Genomic DNA, 19,096 nt, shown 5'->3' on the forward strand with positions numbered 1-19,096 from the left:
GTCGGCGACCCGCGGGGGAGTGGCACTGTCCAGCGCCAGCGACACCAGCCGCAACCGGTCGCTGAGGTGCTCCGAGGGCCGCTGGGACAGCAGCTTGACCAGGTCGGTGCGTCGCTGTCGCGCGTCGTCGGGATCGAGCAGCGCCCGCGTCCGTTCGGCGAACAGCGGGTGGGCGGTGTAGACGACGGGGTCGTCGGAGGAGCCGCCCCGCTCCCGGGTCTCCGCCGCACCCCACGCCACCGCGTCGGCCACCGCGCCGTCACCGGCGAGCTCGGTCAGATTGGTGACCGAGAGCGGCTCGGCGACGGCGAGGTACTCCAGCACCGACCGCGCCGCGGCGGGCAGCTCGGCGAGGAAGGTATCGATCTGCGCCGGGGCGCCCGCCCCGCCCGGCGGCTCGATGTCGAGCCGGGTGAGCAGGTCGTCACCCCACAGCGCCGCGATCGCCTCCGGAGCGGAGTCGGCGCGGGCGGTGACGATGAGCCGTCCGGCACCGTCGCGCGCCAGCTGGTAGACCAGGGTGGCCGACAGCACGTCCAGGTGTTGGGCGTCGTCGACGACGAGCAGCAGGTCGTCACCGCCCAGCGATGCCCGGGCGGCCCGCAGCAGCGCGGCGGGCTTGCCGAGGTCGGTGATCTCCACCAGGTGGCTGAACGCCCCGAACGGGACCCCGCGTTCGGTGTGGGTGCCGGTGACCCAGCGGATGAGCGTGGCGGGATTGCGTTCGGCAAAACGCTCGGCGGCCACCCGGGCGAGGGTGGATTTGCCGACGCCGTCGGGCCCCACCACCACCGCTCCGCGGGCACCGCCGGCCAGGGCCGCATCGAGCCGCTCCGAGGCCGTCGCATGTTGGGGGACGTTCCATCGAATCGGCACCGCCGAATTTTATGGCGTGCGACCCGCGCGGCAGGGCGAAAGCCCCAGATATGACGGGTGTCGGGCGGTTGGTCTACCTTTAGCGGATATGCCCGGCGAACGCGATTCATCAGGCGAGTGGTCGGTGTGTGTGTACTGCGCATCCGGCCCGCGGCACCCCGAATTGCTCGGCGTCGCTACGGAACTCGGCGAGGCGATCGCCGAGCGCGGCTGGACGCTGGTGTGGGGCGGCGGCCGGGTGTCGGCGATGGGTGCGGTCGCGACCGCGGCGCGCGCCCGTGGCGGCCGCACCGTCGGCGTCATCCCCAAGATCCTGATGCGCCGCGAGATCGCCGACGCGGACGCCGACGAGCTGATCGTCAGCGACACCATGCACGAGCGCAAGCAGCTCATGGAAGACCGGGCCGACGCGTTCGTCGTCCTGCCGGGCGGCGTCGGCACCCTCGACGAGTTGCTCGACGCGTGGACGACGGGCTTCCTCGGCCTGCACGGCAAACCCATCGTGCTGCTGGATCCCTTCGGCCACTACGAGGGGCTGTGGACCTGGCTGTGCGGGTTGCTGGACAGCGGTTACGTCTCCCAGGCGGCGATGGACCGGTTGACGCTGGTCGACAAGGTGAGTGCGGCGCTGGAAGCGTGCGCGCCCGCCTGAGGTCGCCGCCCGGTTTGCCACCCCTACTAGGCTGTCCGCCGAGCTTGACTTTGGAAAACGAATCGAGGGGATCACGTGTCCGATCGTGACGGGGGAGCGCGCACGGCGGTCAAACTGACCGACGTCGCATTGCGGGCGCCGGCCGTGCTGGCCGACCTGCCGGTGATCGTGCGCGGCGCGATGACCGGGCTGCTGGCCCAGCCGGGCTCCAAGAAATCGATCGGCACGGTGTTCGCCGACCGGGCCGCCCGCTACGGCGACCGGATCTTCCTGCGCATGGGCGATCAGCAACTGACCTACCGCGACGCCAACGCCGCCGCCAACAGATACGCCGCCGTGCTGGCCGCGCGGGGTGTCGGCCAGGGCGACGTCGTCGCCATCATGCTGCGTAACTCGCCCAACACCGTGTTGGCCATGCTGGCCGCGGTCAAATGCGGCGCGGTCGCCGGCATGCTCAACTACCACCAGCGCGGCGAGGTGCTCGCGCACAGCCTCGGCCTGCTGGACGCCAAGGTGCTCATCGCCGAGGCCGACCTGGTCAGCGCGGTCGCCGAGTGCGGCGGCGCGGGCAGCACCGAGACGTTGACCGTCGAGGACCTGGAGCGGTTCGCGGTGAGCGCCCCGGCCACCAACCCGGCCTCGGCGTCGGCGGTGCATGCCCGGGACACCGCCTTCTACATCTTCACCTCGGGCACAACGGGTTTCCCCAAGGCCAGCGTCATGACGCACCTGCGGTGGCTCAAGGCGCTCGCCGCGTTCGGCGGTATCGGATTGCGGCTGAAGAGCTCCGACACCCTCTACTGCTGCCTGCCGCTCTACCACAACAACGCGCTGACGGTGGCGCTGTCGTCGGTGATCAACTCGGGGGCGACGCTGGCGCTGGGCAAGTCGTTCTCGGCGTCGAAGTTCTGGGACGAAGTGATCGCCAACGAGGCCACGGCGTTCATCTACATCGGCGAGGTGTGCCGGTACCTGCTCAACCAGCCTGCCAAGCCCACCGACCGCGCGCACAAGGTGCGCGTGATCGCCGGAAACGGCCTGCGTCCCGAGATCTGGGACGAGTTCACCAAGCGGTTCGGCATCGCCAGAGTGTGCGAGTTCTACGCCTCCAGCGAGGGCAACGCCGCGTTCATCAACGTCTTCAACGTGCCCCGCTCCACCGGCATCTTCCCCATGCCGCTGGCCTACGTCGAGTACGACCCCGACACCGGCGCCCCGCTGCGCGACGAGAACGGGCGGGTGCGTCGCGTGCCGGCCGGAGAGCCCGGTTTGTTGCTCAGCCCGGTGAACCGGCTGCAGCCCTTCGACGGCTACACCGACCCCGAGTCGAGCGAAAAGAAGTTGGTCCGCAACGCCTTTCGCGAGGGTGATTGCTGGTTCAACACGGGCGACGTGATGAGCCCGCAGGGTCTGGGGCACGCCGCGTTCGTCGACCGGCTCGGCGACACCTTCCGCTGGAAGGGCGAGAACGTGGCCACTACGCAGGTCGAGGCGGCGCTGGCGTCCGACGACTCCGTCGAGGACTGCACGGTCTTCGGTGTCGAGGTGCCGCGCACGGGTGGTCGCGCCGGGATGGCCGCGGTCAAGCTGCGCGGCGGCGCCGAGTTCGACGGGAAGTCGCTGGCCCGTGCCGTCTACGAGCAGCTGCCGGTCTACGCGCTGCCGTTGTTCGTGCGGGTGGTGGAGTCGATCGAGCAGACCACGACGTTCAAGAGCCGCAAGGTCGAGCTGCGCGAGCAGGCCTACGGGCCCGACGTCAAGGACCCGCTCTATGTGCTGGCCGGGCGCGACGAGGGCTACGTGCCGTTCTACGACGAGTACCCCGACGAGGTGGCCGAGGGCAAGCGCCCGTAAGCCGTCGGCGGTCCCCGGGCCGCGCGCGCGGCGGCGACCGGGCACCATGTACGTGTGCAACCGACACCGCCGGCGCCAGCCGGCCGATCGACTCTGTGCGGCCGCCCGGTCGCCGGCGATCGCGCGCTGATCATGGCGATCGTCAACCGCACCCCGGACTCGTTCTATGACCGGGGGGCGACGTTCAGCGACGAGGCCGCCAGGGCGGCGGTGCACCGGGCCGTCGCCGAGGGAGCCGATGTCATCGACGTCGGCGGCGTCAAGGCCGGCCCCGGTCAAGAGGTCGACGCCGACACCGAGATCGCCCGGCTGGTGCCGTTCATCGAGTGGCTGCGCGACGCCTATCCGGACCAGCTGATCAGCGCCGACACCTGGCGCGCCGAGGTGGCCAAGGTGGCCTGTGCGGCCGGTGCGGACCTGATCAACGACACCTGGGGCGGCATCGACCCGGCGCTGCCGGAGGTGGCCGCGGAGTTCGGGGCCGGCCTGGTGTGTTCGCACACCGGCAACGCGCTGCCGCGCACCCGCCCGTTCCGGGTGAACTACGGGACCACCACCCGCGGCGTGGTCGACGACGTCATCGCCCAGGTCACCACCGCGGCCGAGCGGGCGGTGGCGTGCGGCGTGGCCCGCGACCGGGTGCTGATCGATCCGACCCACGATTTCGGCAAGAACACGTTTCACGGGCTGCTGCTGTTGCGCCACGTTGGCGATCTCGTTAATACGGGGTGGCCGGTGCTGATGGCTTTGAGCAACAAGGACTTCGTCGGGGAGACTCTGGGTGTGGAATTGACCGAGCGGCTCGAGGGGACGTTGGCGGCCACCGCGCTCGCCGCCGCGGCCGGTGCGCGGATGTTTCGCGTCCACGAGGTCGCGGCCACCCGCCGGGTGCTGGAAATGGTGGCCTCGATCCAGGGCACGCGCCCCCCGACGCGCACGGTGAGGGGGCTGGCATGACGGCATCGGACCTGTTCGCCGGCGATCTGGCCAACGACAGGGTGCTCGCCGCCCGGCCCGGCGATGTGTGGCTGGCCAACGACAGGCGCAACCGCCCGAGCTGGACCATCGCCGCACTGGAGGCCGCGAAGGCCGGGCGGACCATCTCGGTGGTGCTGCCGGCGCTCGACGAGGAAGAGACCATCGCGTCGGTGATCGAGAGCATCTCGCCGCTGCTCGACGGCCTGGTTGACGAGCTGATCGTGCTGGACTCCGGCTCCACGGACGACACCGAGATCCGGGCCGTCGCCGCGGGCGCGCGCGTCGTCAGCCGCGAGCAGGCCCTGCCCGAGGTGCCGATACGCCCCGGAAAGGGTGAGGCGCTGTGGCGCTCGCTGGCGGCCACCAGCGGCGACATCGTGGTGTTCGTCGACTCCGACCTGATCAACCCGCACCCGATGTTCGTGCCGTGGCTGGTCGGCCCCCTGCTCACCGGCGACGGCGTTCACCTGGTCAAGAGCTTCTACCGCCGGCCGCTGCGGGGCAGCGAACTCAGCGACGTGGGCGATGTCGGCGGCGACGTCAGCGCCACCGGCGGTGGGCGGGTCACCGAGCTGGTGGCCCGGCCGTTGCTGTCGGCGCTGCGGCCCGAGCTGGGTTCCATCCTGCAGCCGCTCGGCGGGGAGTACGCGGCCAGCCGGGAACTGCTGACCTCGGTGCCGTTCGCACCGGGCTACGGCGTGGAGATCGGCCTGCTGGTGGACACCTTCGACCGGTTGGGTCTGGAGGCGATCGCCCAGGTCAATCTGGGGGTGCGGGCGCATCGCAACCGGCCCCTGGCCGAGTTGGGTGTGATGAGCCGCCAGATCATCGCCACCCTGCTCTCGCGCTGCGGTATCCCGGACTCCGGCGTCGGGCTGACCCAGTTCGTCGCCGACGGCCCCGAGGGGCACGGCTACACCCAGCGCACCTCGCCGGTGTCGCTGGCAGACCGGCCCCCGATGCAGGCGATCAGGCCGCGTTAGTCGATGGTGGCGACCCGCGTCGCCCGGCACCCCGTGCTCGCGATCGCCACTCAGGGCCGCGCGGGGTCACGCTGACCGCCGCCGTGTCGGTGGCATAGGGCAGTATCGATCCCGTGGCGTTGGTGTTGCTGTACCTGGTGGTTCTGGTGCTGGTGGCGATCGTCCTGTTCGGTGCGGCCAGCCTGTTGTTCGGTCGCGGCGAGCAGCTGCCGCCACTGCCGCGCGGGACGACGGCCACCGTGCTGCCCGCGTTCGGGGTGACCGGCTCCGACGTCGACGCGGTCAAGTTCACCCAGGTGCTGCGCGGCTACAAGACCAGCGAAGTGGACTGGGTGCTGGACCGGCTCGCGCGGGAGCTCGAGGCGCTGCGCGGCCAGCTGGCCGCCGTGCACGCCGCGCCGGCCGCCGGGCAAGACGCCGAAGACGAATCCCGGGAACCCGACGACGGCGAGGATCGTCAGGACTCAGTGTGAGTGAAGACGAGCTGGTTCGCTGCAGTTGGGCGACCGTGCGGCCGGGACCCGATTTCGAGCTCTACCGCGACTACCACGATCGCGAATGGGGCCAACCGGTGCGCGACGGGATCGCGTTGTTCGAGCGGATGAGCCTGGAGGCCTTTCAAAGCGGCTTGTCCTGGCTGATCATCCTGCGGAAACGGGAGAACTTCCGGCGCGCGTTCGACCGGTTCGACATCTCCAAGGTCGCCGAATACACCGACGCCGACGTACAGCGGCTGCTGGCAGACTCCGGAATCGTACGCAACCGCGCCAAGATTGAGGCGACCATCGCCAACGCGCGTGCCGCCGCCGAACTGGGCACCGCGGCGGACCTGGCGGACCTGCTGTGGTCCTTCGCGCCGTCGCCGCGAAACCGGCCGGCCGACCCGTCCGAAATCCCCTCGGCCACTGACGAATCGAAGGCCATGGCGCGGGAACTCAAGCGGCGCGGGTTCCGCTTCGTCGGCCCGACCACCGCCTATGCGCTGATGCAGGCGACCGGGATGGTCGACGACCATATCCGCGGTTGCTGGGTGCCGGCAACAGCTCGCTGAGCACACAGATGTGGGTCTTTGTACAAGTGGTGACCTGGATAGGGAACAATGGGGGGGTGATAAGGCAGTTCGATGCCGGGCATGGCTTGAAGATCGCTGGCGGGGCTTGCTCGGCGCCGACCAGGTCCGCACGGGCGGGCCAGCTCGAATCTGGAGGGAGTACTCGATGGCGGCGATGAAGCCCCGGACCGGAGACGGTCCTCTGGAAGCAACAAAGGAGGGGCGCGGCATCGTGATGCGGGTACCACTTGAGGGAGGCGGTCGACTGGTCGTCGAACTGACGCCGGACGAAGCCGCTGCCCTCGGTGACGAGCTCAAGGGCGTCACGAGCTCCAGCTAGGGCTTGCCGCCGAACGGATGTCGGCGGGGCTACGCACACACCTTCCGATAGATCTCCAGGGTCTGCTCGGCGACGTGGGCCCAGGAGAACTCCTCGACGCAGCGCTGGCGTCCCGCCTTGCCATAGCGCCGCGCTTTTTCGCGGTCGGCGATCAGCTCGTTGACCGCGTCGGCCAGTCCGGCCTGATAGCCCCGAGCGTCGTCGGGGTCGTAATGCACCAGCGTCCCGGTGATCCCGTCGGCGACCACCTCCGGGATTCCGCCGACGTCGGAGGCCACGACCGCGGTCGAGCAGGCCATTGCCTCCAGATTCACGATCCCCAACGGCTCGTACACCGACGGGCATACGAAAACCGATGCCGCCGACAAAATTTCGCGTAGCTCCCCGATGGGCAGCATCTCGCGGATCCAGAACACCCCGGTGCGGCTGCGGGCCAGGCCGGCCACGGCGTCACGAATCTCCTCGGCGATTTCCGGGGTGTCGGGGGCGCCGGCGCACAACACCACCTGCACCTCCGGGCTGAACCGGTGGGCGGCCGCCACCAGGTGCGCCAATCCCTTCTGTCGCGTGATCCGACCCACGAACACCACGATGGGCCGGGCCGGGTCGACGCCCAGTTCGGCGAGCATCGACCCCGTCTGCACCGGACCGGCCGGGTACCAGACGTCGGTGTCGACGCCGTTGCGGATGACGTGCACGGCGCTGGGATCCAGTGTGGGATAGACGCGCAGCACGTCCTCGCGCATCGCCGTGCTGACCGCGATGACGGCATCCGCGGCCAGCACGGCGGTCTGCTCGACCCAGCTCGAGATCCGGTAGCCGCCACCGAGTTGCTCGGCCTTCCACGGGCGCAGCGGCTCGAGCGAATGCGCCGTCAGGACGTGCGGGACCCCGTACAGCAGCGCGGCCAGATGCCCGGCCATCCCGGTGTACCAGGTGTGCGAATGCACCACGCTGGCTTCCGATGCCGCGTTGGCCATCATCAGATCGGACGACAGAATCGACATCGCCGCGTTGGCACCCTGCAGCCGCGGGTCGGGCTGGTGCACGTAGGCGCCGGGGCGCGGTGCGCCCATGCAATGCACGTCGACCGCGCACAGCCGACGCAGCTGGGCGACGAGTTCGGTGACGTGTACCCCCGCGCCCCCGTACACCTCCGGAGGGTACTCCCGCGTCATCATCGCCACCCGCATACCCGCACGGTAGTTCGCGAACGAGGGCCGCCGCGAGTCGGGTTGGCCACAAAGGCGGGGCGGTCTCGGCGGCGTGCGCGGCCAAATACCTTGACGGACACCGCAGCACTTCGCCAATCGACCGTTCCCCCTGGCAGCCGTTGGCCACGGCCGATAGGTTTGACACCATGAGGGAAGCGCCACACGTGCTGGGCATCGTCCTGGCCGGCGGTGAGGGCAAGCGGCTGTATCCGCTGACCGCGGACCGCGCCAAGCCCGCCGTTCCCTTCGGCGGCGCCTATCGGCTGATCGACTTCGTCCTGTCCAATCTCGTCAACGCCCGGTATCTGCGCATCTGCGTTCTCACCCAGTACAAGTCGCATTCACTGGACCGTCACATTTCGCAGAACTGGCGGCTGTCCGGCCTGGCCGGTGAGTACATCACGCCGGTGCCCGCCCAGCAGCGCCTCGGCCCGCGCTGGTACACCGGCTCGGCCGACGCGATTTACCAGTCACTCAATCTGATCTATGACGAAGACCCCGACTACATAGTCGTTTTCGGCGCTGACCACGTGTACCGGATGGACCCCGAGCAGATGGTCCGGTTCCACATCGACAGCGGCGCCGGCGCGACGGTCGCCGGCATCCGGGTGCCGCGCAGCGAAGCCACCGCGTTCGGCTGCATCGACTCCGACGAGTCGGGCCGCATTCGCAACTTCGTGGAGAAGCCGTTGGATCCGCCGGGAACCCCGGACGACCCCGAGCAGACGTTCGTGTCGATGGGCAACTACATCTTCACCACCAAGGTGCTCATCGACGCGATCCGCGCCGACGCCGACGACGACCACTCCGATCACGACATGGGCGGCGACATCATCCCGCGTCTGGTCGCCGACGGGATGGCCGCCGTCTACGACTTCAACGACAACGAGGTGCCCGGGGCCACCGATCGCGACCGGGCCTACTGGCGCGACGTCGGAACGCTGGACGCCTTCTACGACGCGCACATGGACCTGGTGTCGGTGCACCCGGTGTTCAACCTGTACAACAAGCGCTGGCCGATCCGCGGCGAGTCGGAGAACCTGGCGCCGGCCAAGTTCGTCAACGGCGGTTCGGCGCAGGAGTCGGTGGTGGGTGCGGGCAGCATCATCTCGGCGGCCTCGGTGCGCAACTCGGTGCTGTCGTCCAACGTGGTGGTCGACGACGGTGCGATCGTGGAGGGCAGCGTGATCATGCCCGGCGCCCGGGTCGGCCGCGGCGCAGTGGTGCGCCACGCGATCCTGGACAAGAACGTCGTCGTCGGGCCGGGCGAGATGGTGGGCGTCGACCTGGAAAAGGACCGGGAGCGCTTCGCGATCAGCGCCGGCGGCGTGGTCGCAGTGGGCAAGGGCGTCTGGATTTAGCCCGGTATCTCGGCAATCAACAGGTGGGCGTCGCGCTGCGCACCCCAGTGCAAGGTGATGGGGCCGCCCGGTGAGCCTTGGTAGCGCGCCGGAAACTGACCGGTGAGTGGGTTTCTCGGCGACACGGCATCGGTGAAACATGCTGCACCGGAATGCCTTTGGAAGTCCACGCGGCGGGGTCTGAGGGCGGCTCGGGCGTCAGCGTGCCGGCGTCCCCCAGATACATTGCGCGCCAACGGGTGCGGGCCGGCGGCCATTCGGCTTACTAGCCTAAACGGCCGGCCCCGGGAGTCACCAGAGGTACGGCACCAGCCGGTACCGGACCCGTTCGGCGTATTCGGGGTAGCCGGGCAGTTCGCGGTTCAGCAGCTTTTCTTCGTCGAAGATGCGCAGCGTGAGCACCAGTGTGCCGGGGATGACGAAGAGCAGTCCCCAGTAGGAGCCGAGCGCTAAGGGGATCCCGATCATCATGATCACGTTTCCGACGTACATCGGGTGCCGCACGAATCTGTAGAGGCCGTGGGAGACGACCGTCTGGCCCGTTTCCACGGTGACCGTGGCGGCGGCGTAACTGTTCTGGACGATCACCAGCATGGCGATGCCGAGCCCCGTCGCCACCAGCACGTCGCCGAGCACCGACAGCCAGGGCGGCACCGACGACCAGCCGAACCGATGATCGAGCGCGCTGAACACCATGGTCGCGAACAGGCCCACGAACGAGCCGGTGATGATGAACTTCTGCGCCTTACGGGGCTCGGCCCGCGGGCCCGCGCGCATGCGGCGCTGCAGGGCCGCCGGATGGGTCCGGCCCAGGTAAACGGTGGGGACGATGGTGGCCACCGTGAACACCGCGATGAAAAGCCAGGCCTGCCAATAGTGCAGCGTGCCCGCCGGCAGCAGCAGGATCAAGATCCACGAGAGGATGCCCCCGAGGGAGGTCGCCGTTACCCGGATTCCGGTCTTCATCGCGCTCCTAGCAACGTAGATCGCGGCGCCGAAAAGCCATGGCACCCAGAATTATCAACCCTACGTCGATGGCCAGTAGCCATAACAGTGGTACGACGGTGAAATCTGAGCCGATCCGCGGGATGTGTGCGAAGGGTTCGGCGTCGAGCAACCATTGCGAGAACCCGGCCAGCGACCCGATCAGGTACAGGGCGACGAAGCCGACCAGCACACCCCAGGCCGCCGGCGTCAGGCGCGGCGCGACGCCGAACAGGCAGACCGTCACGGCCGACAACAGCCACACCGCGGGCAGTTGGACGGCCGCGCTGGCGACGACCATCGGCAGCTTGGCGGCGACATCGCCGGCCGCGACGCCGTAGACGACGCCCGCGGTGAGTCCGCTGGCCAGCATCGCCACCGCGGATCCGGCGAGAGCCGTCACCAAATGGCTTGCCAGCCAACGGGTTCGCGAGACCGCACCGGCGAGCACCGTTTCGGCTCGCTGACTCGACTCTTCCTGGTGTAACCGCAATGTCAGCGAAACGGCGAACGCGGCGGCCACCATGCCCATCATGGTGAACGCTACGGCGATGAACGCTTCCTCGAGCGCGCTGGTGCCGCCCATTCGTGCGACGACATCGCGCGCGACGCCGCTGTCACCCAGTTCGTCACCGATGCCGTGCACCACGCTGCCGATCAGCAGGCCATACAGGCACAGGCCCACGGTCCACAACAGCAGCGCGGCGCGGTCCAGCCGCCACGTGAGCCCGAACGCGTCGCCCAGCGCCGGTCCGGCCTCGGCGGGACCCGGTCGCTCCGCGATGAGCCCGGCGCCGACGTCGCGGCCGGCCAGCAGCCGATACGCCAGCAGGGTCAGCGCGGCCGTCGTCGCCAGGTGCAGCAGCAGCACCCACCACCGATCACCGGCATACGGCTTGACCAGTAGCGACCACCCCAGCGGAGACAGCCACGACAGCGTGCCGTCACCGGCGTCGCCGACGGCACGCAGGGTGAACGCCGTACCCAGCACGGCGAACGCGGCGCCGCGGGCGAACCGGGCGCTTGGCGAGAGCTGCGCGGCCACCGCCGCGACGGCGGTGAACACCAGGCCGGAGCAGGCCAGCGCCGCCCCGAAGGCCAGCGACCCGGCGGCCGGGACATCGGTGCTCAACAGCCCGGCCGCACCGATCGCCCCGGTGGCAACCGACGCTCCGAACGACAGCAGCAGCGCCGCGCTCAGGGCGGCGTAGCGGCCGATCGCGGTCGAGTCCACCAGCTCGGTCCGCCCGTTCTCCTCGTCGGCGCGCGTGTGCCGGATCACCGTGAGGATGACCGCCACCGCGATCAGCACGTGGAACATCCCGGCCTTCCAAATGCCCACGGCGCCAAGGCTGGCGTTGTACACCTGGCCGTACAGGGCGCGCTGGGCCGGACTGGCCATGATGGCGGCCGCGAACCCGGCCCGACCCGACGCGGTGGGATAGACCTTCTCGATGCTGCCGACGTACACGGTGGCCAGGGGCACCGATAGCAGCAACACCCACAGCGGCATCGAGATCCGGTCGCGGCGCAGGTAGAGGCGCAGCATCGAGAGCGTTCCGGAGAAGTGTGAACCACCAAGTGGCGCAGGCGATGCCAACGGCCGGTCCAGCGTTGACGTGCTCATGACAGCGAGACCTTTGCCGCATCGCGTCCGTGCCGGCCGTCGCCGCCCGACGTGTCGTAATGGCGCAGGAAAAGCTCCTCGAGGGTCGGCGGCTGGCTGATGAGACTGCGCACCCCGGCGTCGCCGAGCACGCGGATGAGCTCACCGAGGCTTTCGCTGTCGACCTGGGCGCGCAGCGTATTGCCCTCGACGCTGATGTCCTCGACGCCTTTGATCCGCCTGAGATCGCCCGGGTCGCCGGTCATCTCGGCCTTGATCGAGGTGCGGCTCAGGTGCCGCATCGAGCTCAGCGAACCGCTTTCGACGGTCTTGCCGGCCCGGATGATCGTCACTCGTTCGCACAACGCTTCGGTTTCGGCCAGGATGTGGCTGGATAACAACACCGTCGTGCCCCGGTCGCGGGCCTGGGCCACGCATTGCTGAAACACATTCTCCATCAACGGGTCCAGGCCGCTGCTCGGCTCGTCGAGGAGCAGCAGCCTGGCATGGGACGAGAAGGCCGAAATCAGCGAGACCTTCTGGCGATTGCCCTTGGAGTAGGTGCGTGCCTTCTTGTGCGGGTCGAGGTCGAAGCGCTCGATCAACTCGGCGCGGCGCTTCTTGTCGATGCCACCCCGCATGCGGGCCAGCAGGTCGATGGTCTCACCGCCGGTCAGCGACGGCCACAACGTCACATCGCCTGGCACGTAAGCGATGTGGCGATGCAGGGCGACGGCCTGCGTCCACGGGTCGCCGCCGAGTAGCCGCACACTGCCGCCGTCGGCTTTCACCAGACCCAACAGGATGCGGATGGTCGTGGACTTCCCGGCGCCGTTGGGCCCGAGGAACCCGTGGACCTCTCCCTCCCGCACCGTGAGGTCTAGGCCGTCCAGCGCCCGAACCGCACCAAAATTCTTTGTCAGACCACGGATCTCGATGGGTGCGAATCCGTCGGCGTTTTCAGTCGGCATCAGATCCTCCTTGATCTTCGGCGGCCAGGAATGCGTCGTACATGGTCCGGTCGGTCAGCAGGCCCTCGGTGTAGACCTCGAGCGCCGGCAAAATCATGTCGCGCGAGTAGTCGCGCAGCACTGCCCGCAAATCTGTTGGTGTGTCATGCATTTGGATGTAGAGGAGGAAGCCGCCGCCGCCGGTGATGGCCAAATACCTGGCCCGCCCCTTGGGGTCTCGGCTGGGTTTGATCGTCCCGGCGCGCACGCCCTCTGCCATGTATTCTTCGGCATTGTCAATCATCTTGCGCCACAACATGTTCGCCAGGTCGCCGCCGGTCTGCATGCTGCGCACCAGATAAGCCATCAGCGGCGCGTACTCCTCGATCTCGGCCATCTGGGCGAACCATGTGGCGGGGTCGTTGGATTGCAACGCCTCGGACTTGTTGCCGCGGATCGTCTCGGCGATGTAGTCCTCGCAGGCCTTGCGTAGGCCCTCCTTGGAACCGAAGTGGTGAATGACCAGCGCGGCGCTGACGCCGGCCGCTTCGGCGATGGCGCGAAGGCCGACGCCGAACCCGTGCTCGCCGAATTGCTCGATGGCCGCATCTCTGATCCGGGCGGCGGCCGTCAGGTCGGCTGAACGCATGTTCAGTAGGCTAAACGCACGTTCAGCCCGCGGTCAAGGAGGGCGCGCGTCAAAAATCCATAAAGATGCGGACGGTCCCGGAAACCCGAGCTCAAGGCGCCGGTGACGCCTGGTGAAAAACGGTGGGCCGGGGCGACTCAGTCGCGAACGGCGGCCAGGATGCCGTCGCCGAGGGGCACCAGCGCCGGGGTGAGCCGCTCGTCCTCGGCGATCAGGCGCGCCGCCTCGCGCACCGCGACCACCTCGGCGTCGCGGGCGGCCGGATCGCCGGCCCGTCCGCCCAGCGCGGCGCGGTGCACCACGATCACCCCACCGGGCCGCAGCAACCGCACGCCCTCGACAACGTAGTCCGGCTGATCGATCGGGTCGGCATCGATGAACACCAGGTCATAGGAGGCGTCGGCGAGCCGGGTGAGGACCTCCTGGGCGCGGCCGCCGATCAGCCGGGTGCGCGACGGACCGATGCCGGCTTCGGTGAACGCCTGCTTGGCCAGCCGCAGATATTCGGGTTCGATGTCGATGGTCGTCAGCACACCGTCGTCGCTCATGCCGGACAGCAACCACAGGCCGCTGACGCCCGCGCCGGTGCCCACCTCGGCGACGGCCTTGCCGCCACTGAGCTTGGTCAGCAGGCTCAGCAGCGCACCGACCGCCGGCGTCACCGCGCCCGCGCCGATGTCCACGGCCCGCTCGCGGGCGGCCGCCAACAGCGCATCTTCCGATATCGAGGCTTCGGCGTGCGCGAAGAGCGCATCGGCCCGACTGGGCGCCGTCTGGCCGGGGGCTTCTGCGTCGGTGCCGTCCATGCCCGCAGCGTATTCCACTTCGCCGCGCGGTCCGGCAGGCGCGCCTGATTCCCATCGGGGTGACACGCCCAACGGTCCCGATGCGTTTAAGGTCACTGCGCGAGGGATATCTCCTGCACAGCGCAGGTAACGATACGGTTTCTCAGGTTCAGCTCAGACTGTTCATATACCGCACATACTCCGGTACGCGACGGTAGGCCCTATGGATCGCGGAGGGCGTTGGACCGGGAATACCGACTGGGAACTACCTGTTGCCGCCAGTGACGAAGTGTCGCTGCTTGGCACGCCCGATTCGGAGGATTCGATCATCACCACGCTTTTCAGCCCGTCCAGCATGTCGCACGCGCAGGGGCTCCCCACCGACGAGTGGGTGGAGGCGTCCGACGCGCCGCACGGCACCGCGGTGTTCGACGCGACCGGGGACAAGGCGGCCATGCCGTCGTGGGACGAGTTGGTGCGCCAGCACGCCGACCGCGTGTACCGGCTGGCTTACCGGCTTTCGGGCAACCAGCACGACGCCGAGGACCTCACCCAGGAGACCTTCATCCGGGTCTTCCGGTCGGTGCAGAACTACCAGCCCGGGACGTTCGAGGGCTGGCTGCACCGCATCACCACCAACCTCTTCCTCGACATGGTGCGCCGGCGGTCGCGCATCCGGATGGAGGCGTTGCCCGAGGATTACGAGCGGGTGCCCGCCGACGAGCCCAACCCCGAGCAGATCTACCACGACTCCCGGCTGGGCCCGGACCTGCAGGCCGCGCTCGATTCACTGCCGCCGGAATTCCGCGCCGCCGTCGTGCTGTGCGACATCGAGGGCCTGTCCTACGAGGAGATCGGCGCCACCTTGGGCGTCAAACTGGGCACCGTGCGCAGCCGCATCCACCGCGGGCGCCAGGCGCTGCGGGACTACCTGGCCGCGCACCCCGACCACGATGCGGCGCGCGCCAAGTCGGCGTAACCACCGATCGCACGCCTAACGTTCGGGCAGCTATTCAGCCGCTTTGCGGCCTTACCCTCGGTATCGCGCGGTCTGTCGCGCTACATTCGATATAAGGCGGCAATAAGAAATGAGTGGCAAGGAGTTGGTGATGCCCGATCGTGGACATGTGTTCCGCCGCGCGTTCTCCTGGCTCCCCGCTCAGTTCGCCTCCCAGAGTGACGCGCCCATCGGCGCCCCCCGCCAGTTCGGCTCCACCGAGCACCTGTCCGTCGAAGCGATCGCGGCGTTCGTCGACGGCGAGCTGCGGATGAACGCGCATCTGCGCGCCGCGCATCATCTGTCGCTGTGCGCCCAGTGCGCGGCCGAGGTCGAGGACCAGAGCCGGGCCCGCGCGGCGTTGCGCGATTCGCGCCCCATCCGCATCCCCAGCACCCTGCTCGGCATGCTGGCCGACATTCCCTACGAGTCATTCGAGGAATCCTCCATGGCCTCCGACCGGTTCGCCGATCGGGACGCCCGGGAGCGGCGTAAGCGCCGGTAGCGATCGGCGCCCCGCGCCTCCGACGCGTCCCGCGCGCGCGTTCGTGTCGACCGACGGCGGGCCATGGATACTAGGGTGGACACGGACAACGCCGGTGCCGCGTGTTTCGCTCGGCGAACGCCCGTCTCGAGCGCTCAAGCAGAGGATCCAAAAGGGACAACGTGACCTCCGACCAAGGCTACGACCAAGCAAAAGACAGCGGCAACCGCTTAGCGCCGCGCCCCATTTCGCGTCCGCCGGTCGACCCCGCGTCGCGCCGGGAGTTCGGTCGTCCCGAGGGGCTGCGCGGGTCGTTCGTGGCCGAACGGGTTCGTCCGCAGAAGTACCGCGACCAGGCCGAATTCCGGCCGGCCGACCGACCGGCCGACCCCGTATTGCAAGAGGCGTTCCACCGGCCGGACGGCAGCCCCGATTCGCTGCAGCGCCACCCGGTGGACGCCAATGCGCTGGCCGCCGAGAAAGACGGTGTGGGCCCCGATGAGCTCGACGACCCCTGGCGGGACCCGGGTGCCGCGGCCGCATTGGGCACGCCGGCGGTCCCGCCGTCGCGTTCCGGTACCGCCCTGGGGTACGGCGGCAAACTGGGCGTGCGCGACGTGTTGTTCGGCGGCAAGGTGTCCTACCTCGCGTTGCTGGTCCTGCTGCTGATCGCGTTGGTCATCGGTGTGCTCGGCGGTGTGATCGGCCGCAAGACGGCCGAGGTCGCCGAGGCCTTCACCACCTCGAAGGTCACGCTGTCCACCAGCGGCAACGGCGAAGGCCCGGCCGGCCGGTTCGCCAAGGTTGCGGCCGCGACGGCGGGCGCCGTGGTGACCATCGAATCCAAGAGCGACCAGGAAGGCATGCAGGGCTCCGGCGTCGTCATCGACGGCCGCGGCTACATCGTCACCAACAACCACGTCATCTCCGAGGCGGCGAACAACCCCAGCCAGTTCAAGACGACCGTGGTGTTCAACGACGGCAAAGAGGTGCCGGCGAACCTGGTGGGCCGCGACCCCAAGACCGACCTGGCCGTGCTGAAGGTCGACAACGTCGACAATCTGTCGGTGGCGCGCCTCGGTGATTCCGACAAGGTGCGGGTGGGTGACGAGGTGCTGGCCGCGGGTGCGCCGCTGGGGCTGCGCAGCACCGTCACGCACGGCATCATCAGCGCGCTGCACCGGCCGGTGCCGCTGTCGGGCGAGGGCTCGGACACCGACACCGTGATCGACGCGCTGCAGACCGACGCGTCGATCAACCACGGGAACTCCGGCGGCCCGCTGATCGACATGGACTCCCAGGTGATCGGCATCGACACCGCCGGTAAGTCGTTGTCCGACAGCGCAAGCGGGCTGGGCTTCGCCATCCCGATCAACGAGGCCAAGCAGGTCGCCCAGACGCTGATCAAGGACGGCAAGATCGTCCACCCGACGCTGGGGGTCAGCACCCGGTCGGTGAGCAACGCGATCGCCTCCGGCGCTCAGGTGGCCAACGTCAAGGCCGGCAGCCCCGCTCAGAAGGGCGGCGTCCTGGAGAACGACGTCGTCGTCAAGGTCGGCGATCGCAAGGTCGCCGACGCCGACGAGTTCGTCGTCGCGGTGCGGCAGTTGACCATCGGCCAGGACTCGCCGATCGAGGTGGTCCGCGACGGCCGCCACGTCACGCTGACCGTCAAGCCAGACCCTGACCAAAGCTGATGTTCGGCAGCCTGAGCTGGGAGCACATGCTCGTCCTCGTCGTGGTCGGGCTGGTGGTCCTCGGGCCCGAGCGGCTGCCGGGTGCCATCCGGTGGACGTCCAACGCCTTGCGTCAGGCGCGTGACTACCTCAGCGGGGTGACCAGTCAGCTGCGTGAGGACCTCGGCCCCGAGTTCGACGATCTGCGCGTTCCGCTGAGCGAGCTGCAGAAGCTGCGGGGCATGACTCCGCGCGCAGCGCTGACCAAGCATCTGCTGGACGGCGACGACTCGTTTTTGACCGGAGCCTTCGACACACCGGCGAACGGCGCCGCGCCGCAGGCCCCGCATCCGGCCCCCGCCGCGAACGGCCAGGCACTGGCGGCCGAACAACAGTCCGGCGGTCACACGCCGTTCGATACCGACGCGACCTGAACTGTCAGCGCCGGGTCGGATCGAGCCCGAGCGATACGCCGGCAAGCCCACGCTTGCGCGATGACAAGCTGTCGGCCACCCCGCGCAGCGCCTTGCCGACCGGCGAATCGGGCGCGCTCAATACCAGCGGCGTGCCGGAGTCGCCCGCGGCCACCAGCTCGGGATCCAGCGGGATCTGGCCCAGTAGTGGCACGTCGGCGCCCACCGCGCGGGTCAGCCGCTCGGCCACCTGGTGGCCGCCGCCCTCGCCGAACACCTGCAGCGTGGAGCCGTCGGGCAGGGTGAGGCCGGACATGTTCTCCACCACGCCGACGACGCGCTGACGGGTCTGCAGCGCGATGCTGCCGGCCCGCTCGGCGACCTCGGCCGCGGCCAGCTGCGGCGTCGTCACCACCAGGATCTCGGCGTTGGGGATCAGCTGCGCCACCGAGATGGCGATGTCGCCGGTGCCCGGCGGCAGGTCGAGCAGCAGCACGTCCAGGTCGCCCCAGTAGACGTCGGCCAGGAACTGCTGCAGCGCCCGGTGCAGCATCGGCCCGCGCCACACCACCGGGGTATTGCCCTCGGTGAACTGGGCGATGGAGATGACCCGTACCTCGTGGGCGATGGGCGGCAGGATCATCGACTCGACCTGGGTGGGCCGGTCGGTGGTGCCCATCATCCGGGGGATCGAATGGCCGTGGATGTCGGCGTCCAGCACACCGACCGACAGGCCGCGGGCCGCCATCGCCGCCGCCAGGTTCACCGTGACGGTGGACTTGCCGACGCCGCCCTTTCCGGACGCGACGGCGTAGACCCGGGTGAGCGAATTCGGTTGTGCGAACGGGATAACGGGCTCGCGGGCATCGCCACGCAGCTGCTTGCGCAACTCGGTGCGCTGCTCGTCGTTCATCACGTCCAAGGTGACCTTGACCGCGCCGGTGCCCGGGACGTCGGCGACCGCCTGGCTGACGCGGTCGCTGATTTCGGTCTTCTTCGGGCAGCTGGCGGTGGTCAGGTAGATCCCGACGTGCACCGTCCCGTCGGGCTCGGTGTCGACGCTCTTGACCATCCCGAGTTCGGTGATCGGACGCCGCAGTTCGGGGTCGATCACCTTGCCCAGGGCGGTGCGGATAGCCGCGGTCAGGTCGGCTGCTGAATCGGAAGGGTCATGGCTGGACATCACCGCCGAGTGTATGCGTCTGCGACGCGGTCAATTGGCGGCGACCCGGCGGGCGGTCCG

Annotated in this window: 20 protein-coding genes and 1 pseudogene; 12 read left to right on the forward strand and 9 right to left on the reverse strand. The window is 69.0% G+C overall.

The features are described from left to right. The coding region (locus DQP58_RS20760; protein ID WP_165827924.1) for an AAA family ATPase at window positions 1-876 on the reverse strand (876 nt) is incomplete at its 3' end. 88 nt (window positions 877-964) lie between these two features. Here DQP58_RS20760 and DQP58_RS20765 point away from each other — a divergent pair. The 7 genes from DQP58_RS20765 (at window position 965) to DQP58_RS20795 (ending at window position 6,734) form a co-directional block, all read left to right on the forward strand. After that, entirely contained in the window at window positions 965-1,528 is a 564-nt protein-coding gene (locus DQP58_RS20765; RefSeq protein ID WP_112710093.1) for a TIGR00730 family Rossman fold protein, read from the forward strand. 75 nt (window positions 1,529-1,603) lie between these two features. After that, window positions 1,604-3,382, forward strand: coding sequence for a long-chain-acyl-CoA synthetase FadD6 (gene fadD6, locus DQP58_RS20770; RefSeq protein WP_112710094.1), 1,779 nt, complete (start codon window positions 1,604-1,606; stop codon window positions 3,380-3,382). 132 nt (window positions 3,383-3,514) lie between these two features. Next, window positions 3,515-4,339 carry a dihydropteroate synthase gene (folP, locus tag DQP58_RS20775; RefSeq protein ID WP_112710109.1) on the forward strand — a complete coding sequence of 275 codons (825 nt, stop codon included), beginning with the start codon at window positions 3,515-3,517 and terminating at the stop codon, window positions 4,337-4,339. Further along, window positions 4,336-5,343: a glucosyl-3-phosphoglycerate synthase gene (locus DQP58_RS20780; RefSeq protein WP_112710095.1), complete on the forward strand. Its 1,008-nt coding sequence runs from the start codon at window positions 4,336-4,338 to the stop codon at window positions 5,341-5,343. The genes folP and DQP58_RS20780 overlap by 4 nt, the downstream gene beginning before the upstream one ends. 113 nt (window positions 5,344-5,456) lie before the next feature. Then, window positions 5,457-5,816: a DivIVA domain-containing protein gene (locus DQP58_RS20785; protein WP_112710096.1), complete on the forward strand. Its 360-nt coding sequence runs from the start codon at window positions 5,457-5,459 to the stop codon at window positions 5,814-5,816. Continuing rightward, the gene (locus tag DQP58_RS20790; protein ID WP_112710097.1) at window positions 5,813-6,394 is read left to right on the forward strand and encodes a DNA-3-methyladenine glycosylase I; all 582 of its coding nucleotides are present in this window, start codon (window positions 5,813-5,815) and stop codon (window positions 6,392-6,394) included. The genes DQP58_RS20785 and DQP58_RS20790 overlap by 4 nt, the downstream gene beginning before the upstream one ends. A 166-nt stretch (window positions 6,395-6,560) precedes the next feature. Then, window positions 6,561-6,734 (forward strand): DUF3117 domain-containing protein, encoded by a 174-nt coding sequence (locus DQP58_RS20795; RefSeq protein WP_003878471.1) that lies wholly within the window; start codon window positions 6,561-6,563, stop codon window positions 6,732-6,734. A gap of 29 nt (window positions 6,735-6,763) precedes the next feature. Here DQP58_RS20795 and glgA read toward each other — a convergent pair whose 3' ends face one another. Then, window positions 6,764-7,927 (reverse strand): glycogen synthase, encoded by a 1,164-nt coding sequence (glgA, locus tag DQP58_RS20800; protein ID WP_112710098.1) that lies wholly within the window; start codon window positions 7,925-7,927, stop codon window positions 6,764-6,766. A 167-nt stretch (window positions 7,928-8,094) separates the two neighbouring features. Here glgA and glgC point away from each other — a divergent pair, with 167 nt between their 5' ends. Then, window positions 8,095-9,309, forward strand: coding sequence for a glucose-1-phosphate adenylyltransferase (gene glgC / locus DQP58_RS20805; RefSeq protein WP_112633065.1), 1,215 nt, complete (start codon window positions 8,095-8,097; stop codon window positions 9,307-9,309). Here glgC and DQP58_RS27250 read toward each other — a convergent pair. The 6 genes and pseudogenes from DQP58_RS27250 to DQP58_RS20830 all read right to left on the reverse strand — a co-directional run. Then, window positions 9,306-9,434 (reverse strand): annotated as a pseudogene (locus tag DQP58_RS27250) (hypothetical protein); the annotation flags it as partial. The gene glgC and the pseudogene DQP58_RS27250 overlap by 4 nt on opposite strands. A gap of 166 nt (window positions 9,435-9,600) precedes the next feature. Then, a complete protein-coding gene (locus DQP58_RS20810) occupies window positions 9,601-10,275 on the reverse strand; it encodes a methyltransferase family protein (protein WP_112710099.1) in 675 nt (224 codons plus the stop codon). A gap of 7 nt (window positions 10,276-10,282) precedes the next feature. Beyond that, entirely contained in the window at window positions 10,283-11,920 is a 1,638-nt protein-coding gene (locus tag DQP58_RS20815) for an ABC transporter permease (protein WP_112710100.1), read from the reverse strand. Beyond that, complete coding sequence (locus DQP58_RS20820) at window positions 11,917-12,870, reverse strand: ABC transporter ATP-binding protein (protein ID WP_112710101.1); 954 nt, start codon at window positions 12,868-12,870, stop codon at window positions 11,917-11,919. The genes DQP58_RS20815 and DQP58_RS20820 overlap by 4 nt, the downstream gene beginning before the upstream one ends. Continuing rightward, the gene (locus DQP58_RS20825; RefSeq protein WP_112710102.1) at window positions 12,860-13,498 is read right to left on the reverse strand and encodes a TetR/AcrR family transcriptional regulator; all 639 of its coding nucleotides are present in this window, start codon (window positions 13,496-13,498) and stop codon (window positions 12,860-12,862) included. The genes DQP58_RS20820 and DQP58_RS20825 overlap by 11 nt, the downstream gene beginning before the upstream one ends. A 137-nt stretch (window positions 13,499-13,635) precedes the next feature. Then, window positions 13,636-14,304: an O-methyltransferase gene (locus DQP58_RS20830; RefSeq protein WP_112710103.1), complete on the reverse strand. Its 669-nt coding sequence runs from the start codon at window positions 14,302-14,304 to the stop codon at window positions 13,636-13,638. A 202-nt stretch (window positions 14,305-14,506) separates the two neighbouring features. On the opposite strand from DQP58_RS20830, the gene sigE reads away from it, so the two are divergent. From sigE to tatB, 4 genes are all read left to right on the forward strand, one after another. Next, complete coding sequence (gene sigE / locus DQP58_RS20835) at window positions 14,507-15,262, forward strand: RNA polymerase sigma factor SigE (RefSeq protein ID WP_112710104.1); 756 nt, start codon at window positions 14,507-14,509, stop codon at window positions 15,260-15,262. Between the two features lie 130 nt (window positions 15,263-15,392). After that, complete coding sequence (gene rseA, locus DQP58_RS20840) at window positions 15,393-15,785, forward strand: anti-sigma E factor RseA (RefSeq protein WP_205869498.1); 393 nt, start codon at window positions 15,393-15,395, stop codon at window positions 15,783-15,785. Window positions 15,786-15,946: 161 nt separating this feature from the next. After that, the gene (gene htrA / locus DQP58_RS20845; RefSeq protein ID WP_112710106.1) at window positions 15,947-17,461 is read left to right on the forward strand and encodes a serine protease HtrA; all 1,515 of its coding nucleotides are present in this window, start codon (window positions 15,947-15,949) and stop codon (window positions 17,459-17,461) included. Beyond that, window positions 17,461-17,874 (forward strand): Sec-independent protein translocase protein TatB, encoded by a 414-nt coding sequence (gene tatB / locus DQP58_RS20850; RefSeq protein ID WP_112710107.1) that lies wholly within the window; start codon window positions 17,461-17,463, stop codon window positions 17,872-17,874. The genes htrA and tatB overlap by 1 nt, the downstream gene beginning before the upstream one ends. 4 nt (window positions 17,875-17,878) lie before the next feature. Here the strand turns inward: tatB and DQP58_RS20855 are convergent, their stop codons facing one another. Beyond that, window positions 17,879-19,036 carry an Mrp/NBP35 family ATP-binding protein gene (locus tag DQP58_RS20855; protein ID WP_112710108.1) on the reverse strand — a complete coding sequence of 386 codons (1,158 nt, stop codon included), beginning with the start codon at window positions 19,034-19,036 and terminating at the stop codon, window positions 17,879-17,881. Window positions 19,037-19,096 lie beyond the last annotated feature (60 nt).

Source organism: Mycobacterium colombiense (assembly GCF_003284975.1).
Lineage (GTDB): Bacteria > Actinomycetota > Actinomycetes > Mycobacteriales > Mycobacteriaceae > Mycobacterium > Mycobacterium europaeum_A.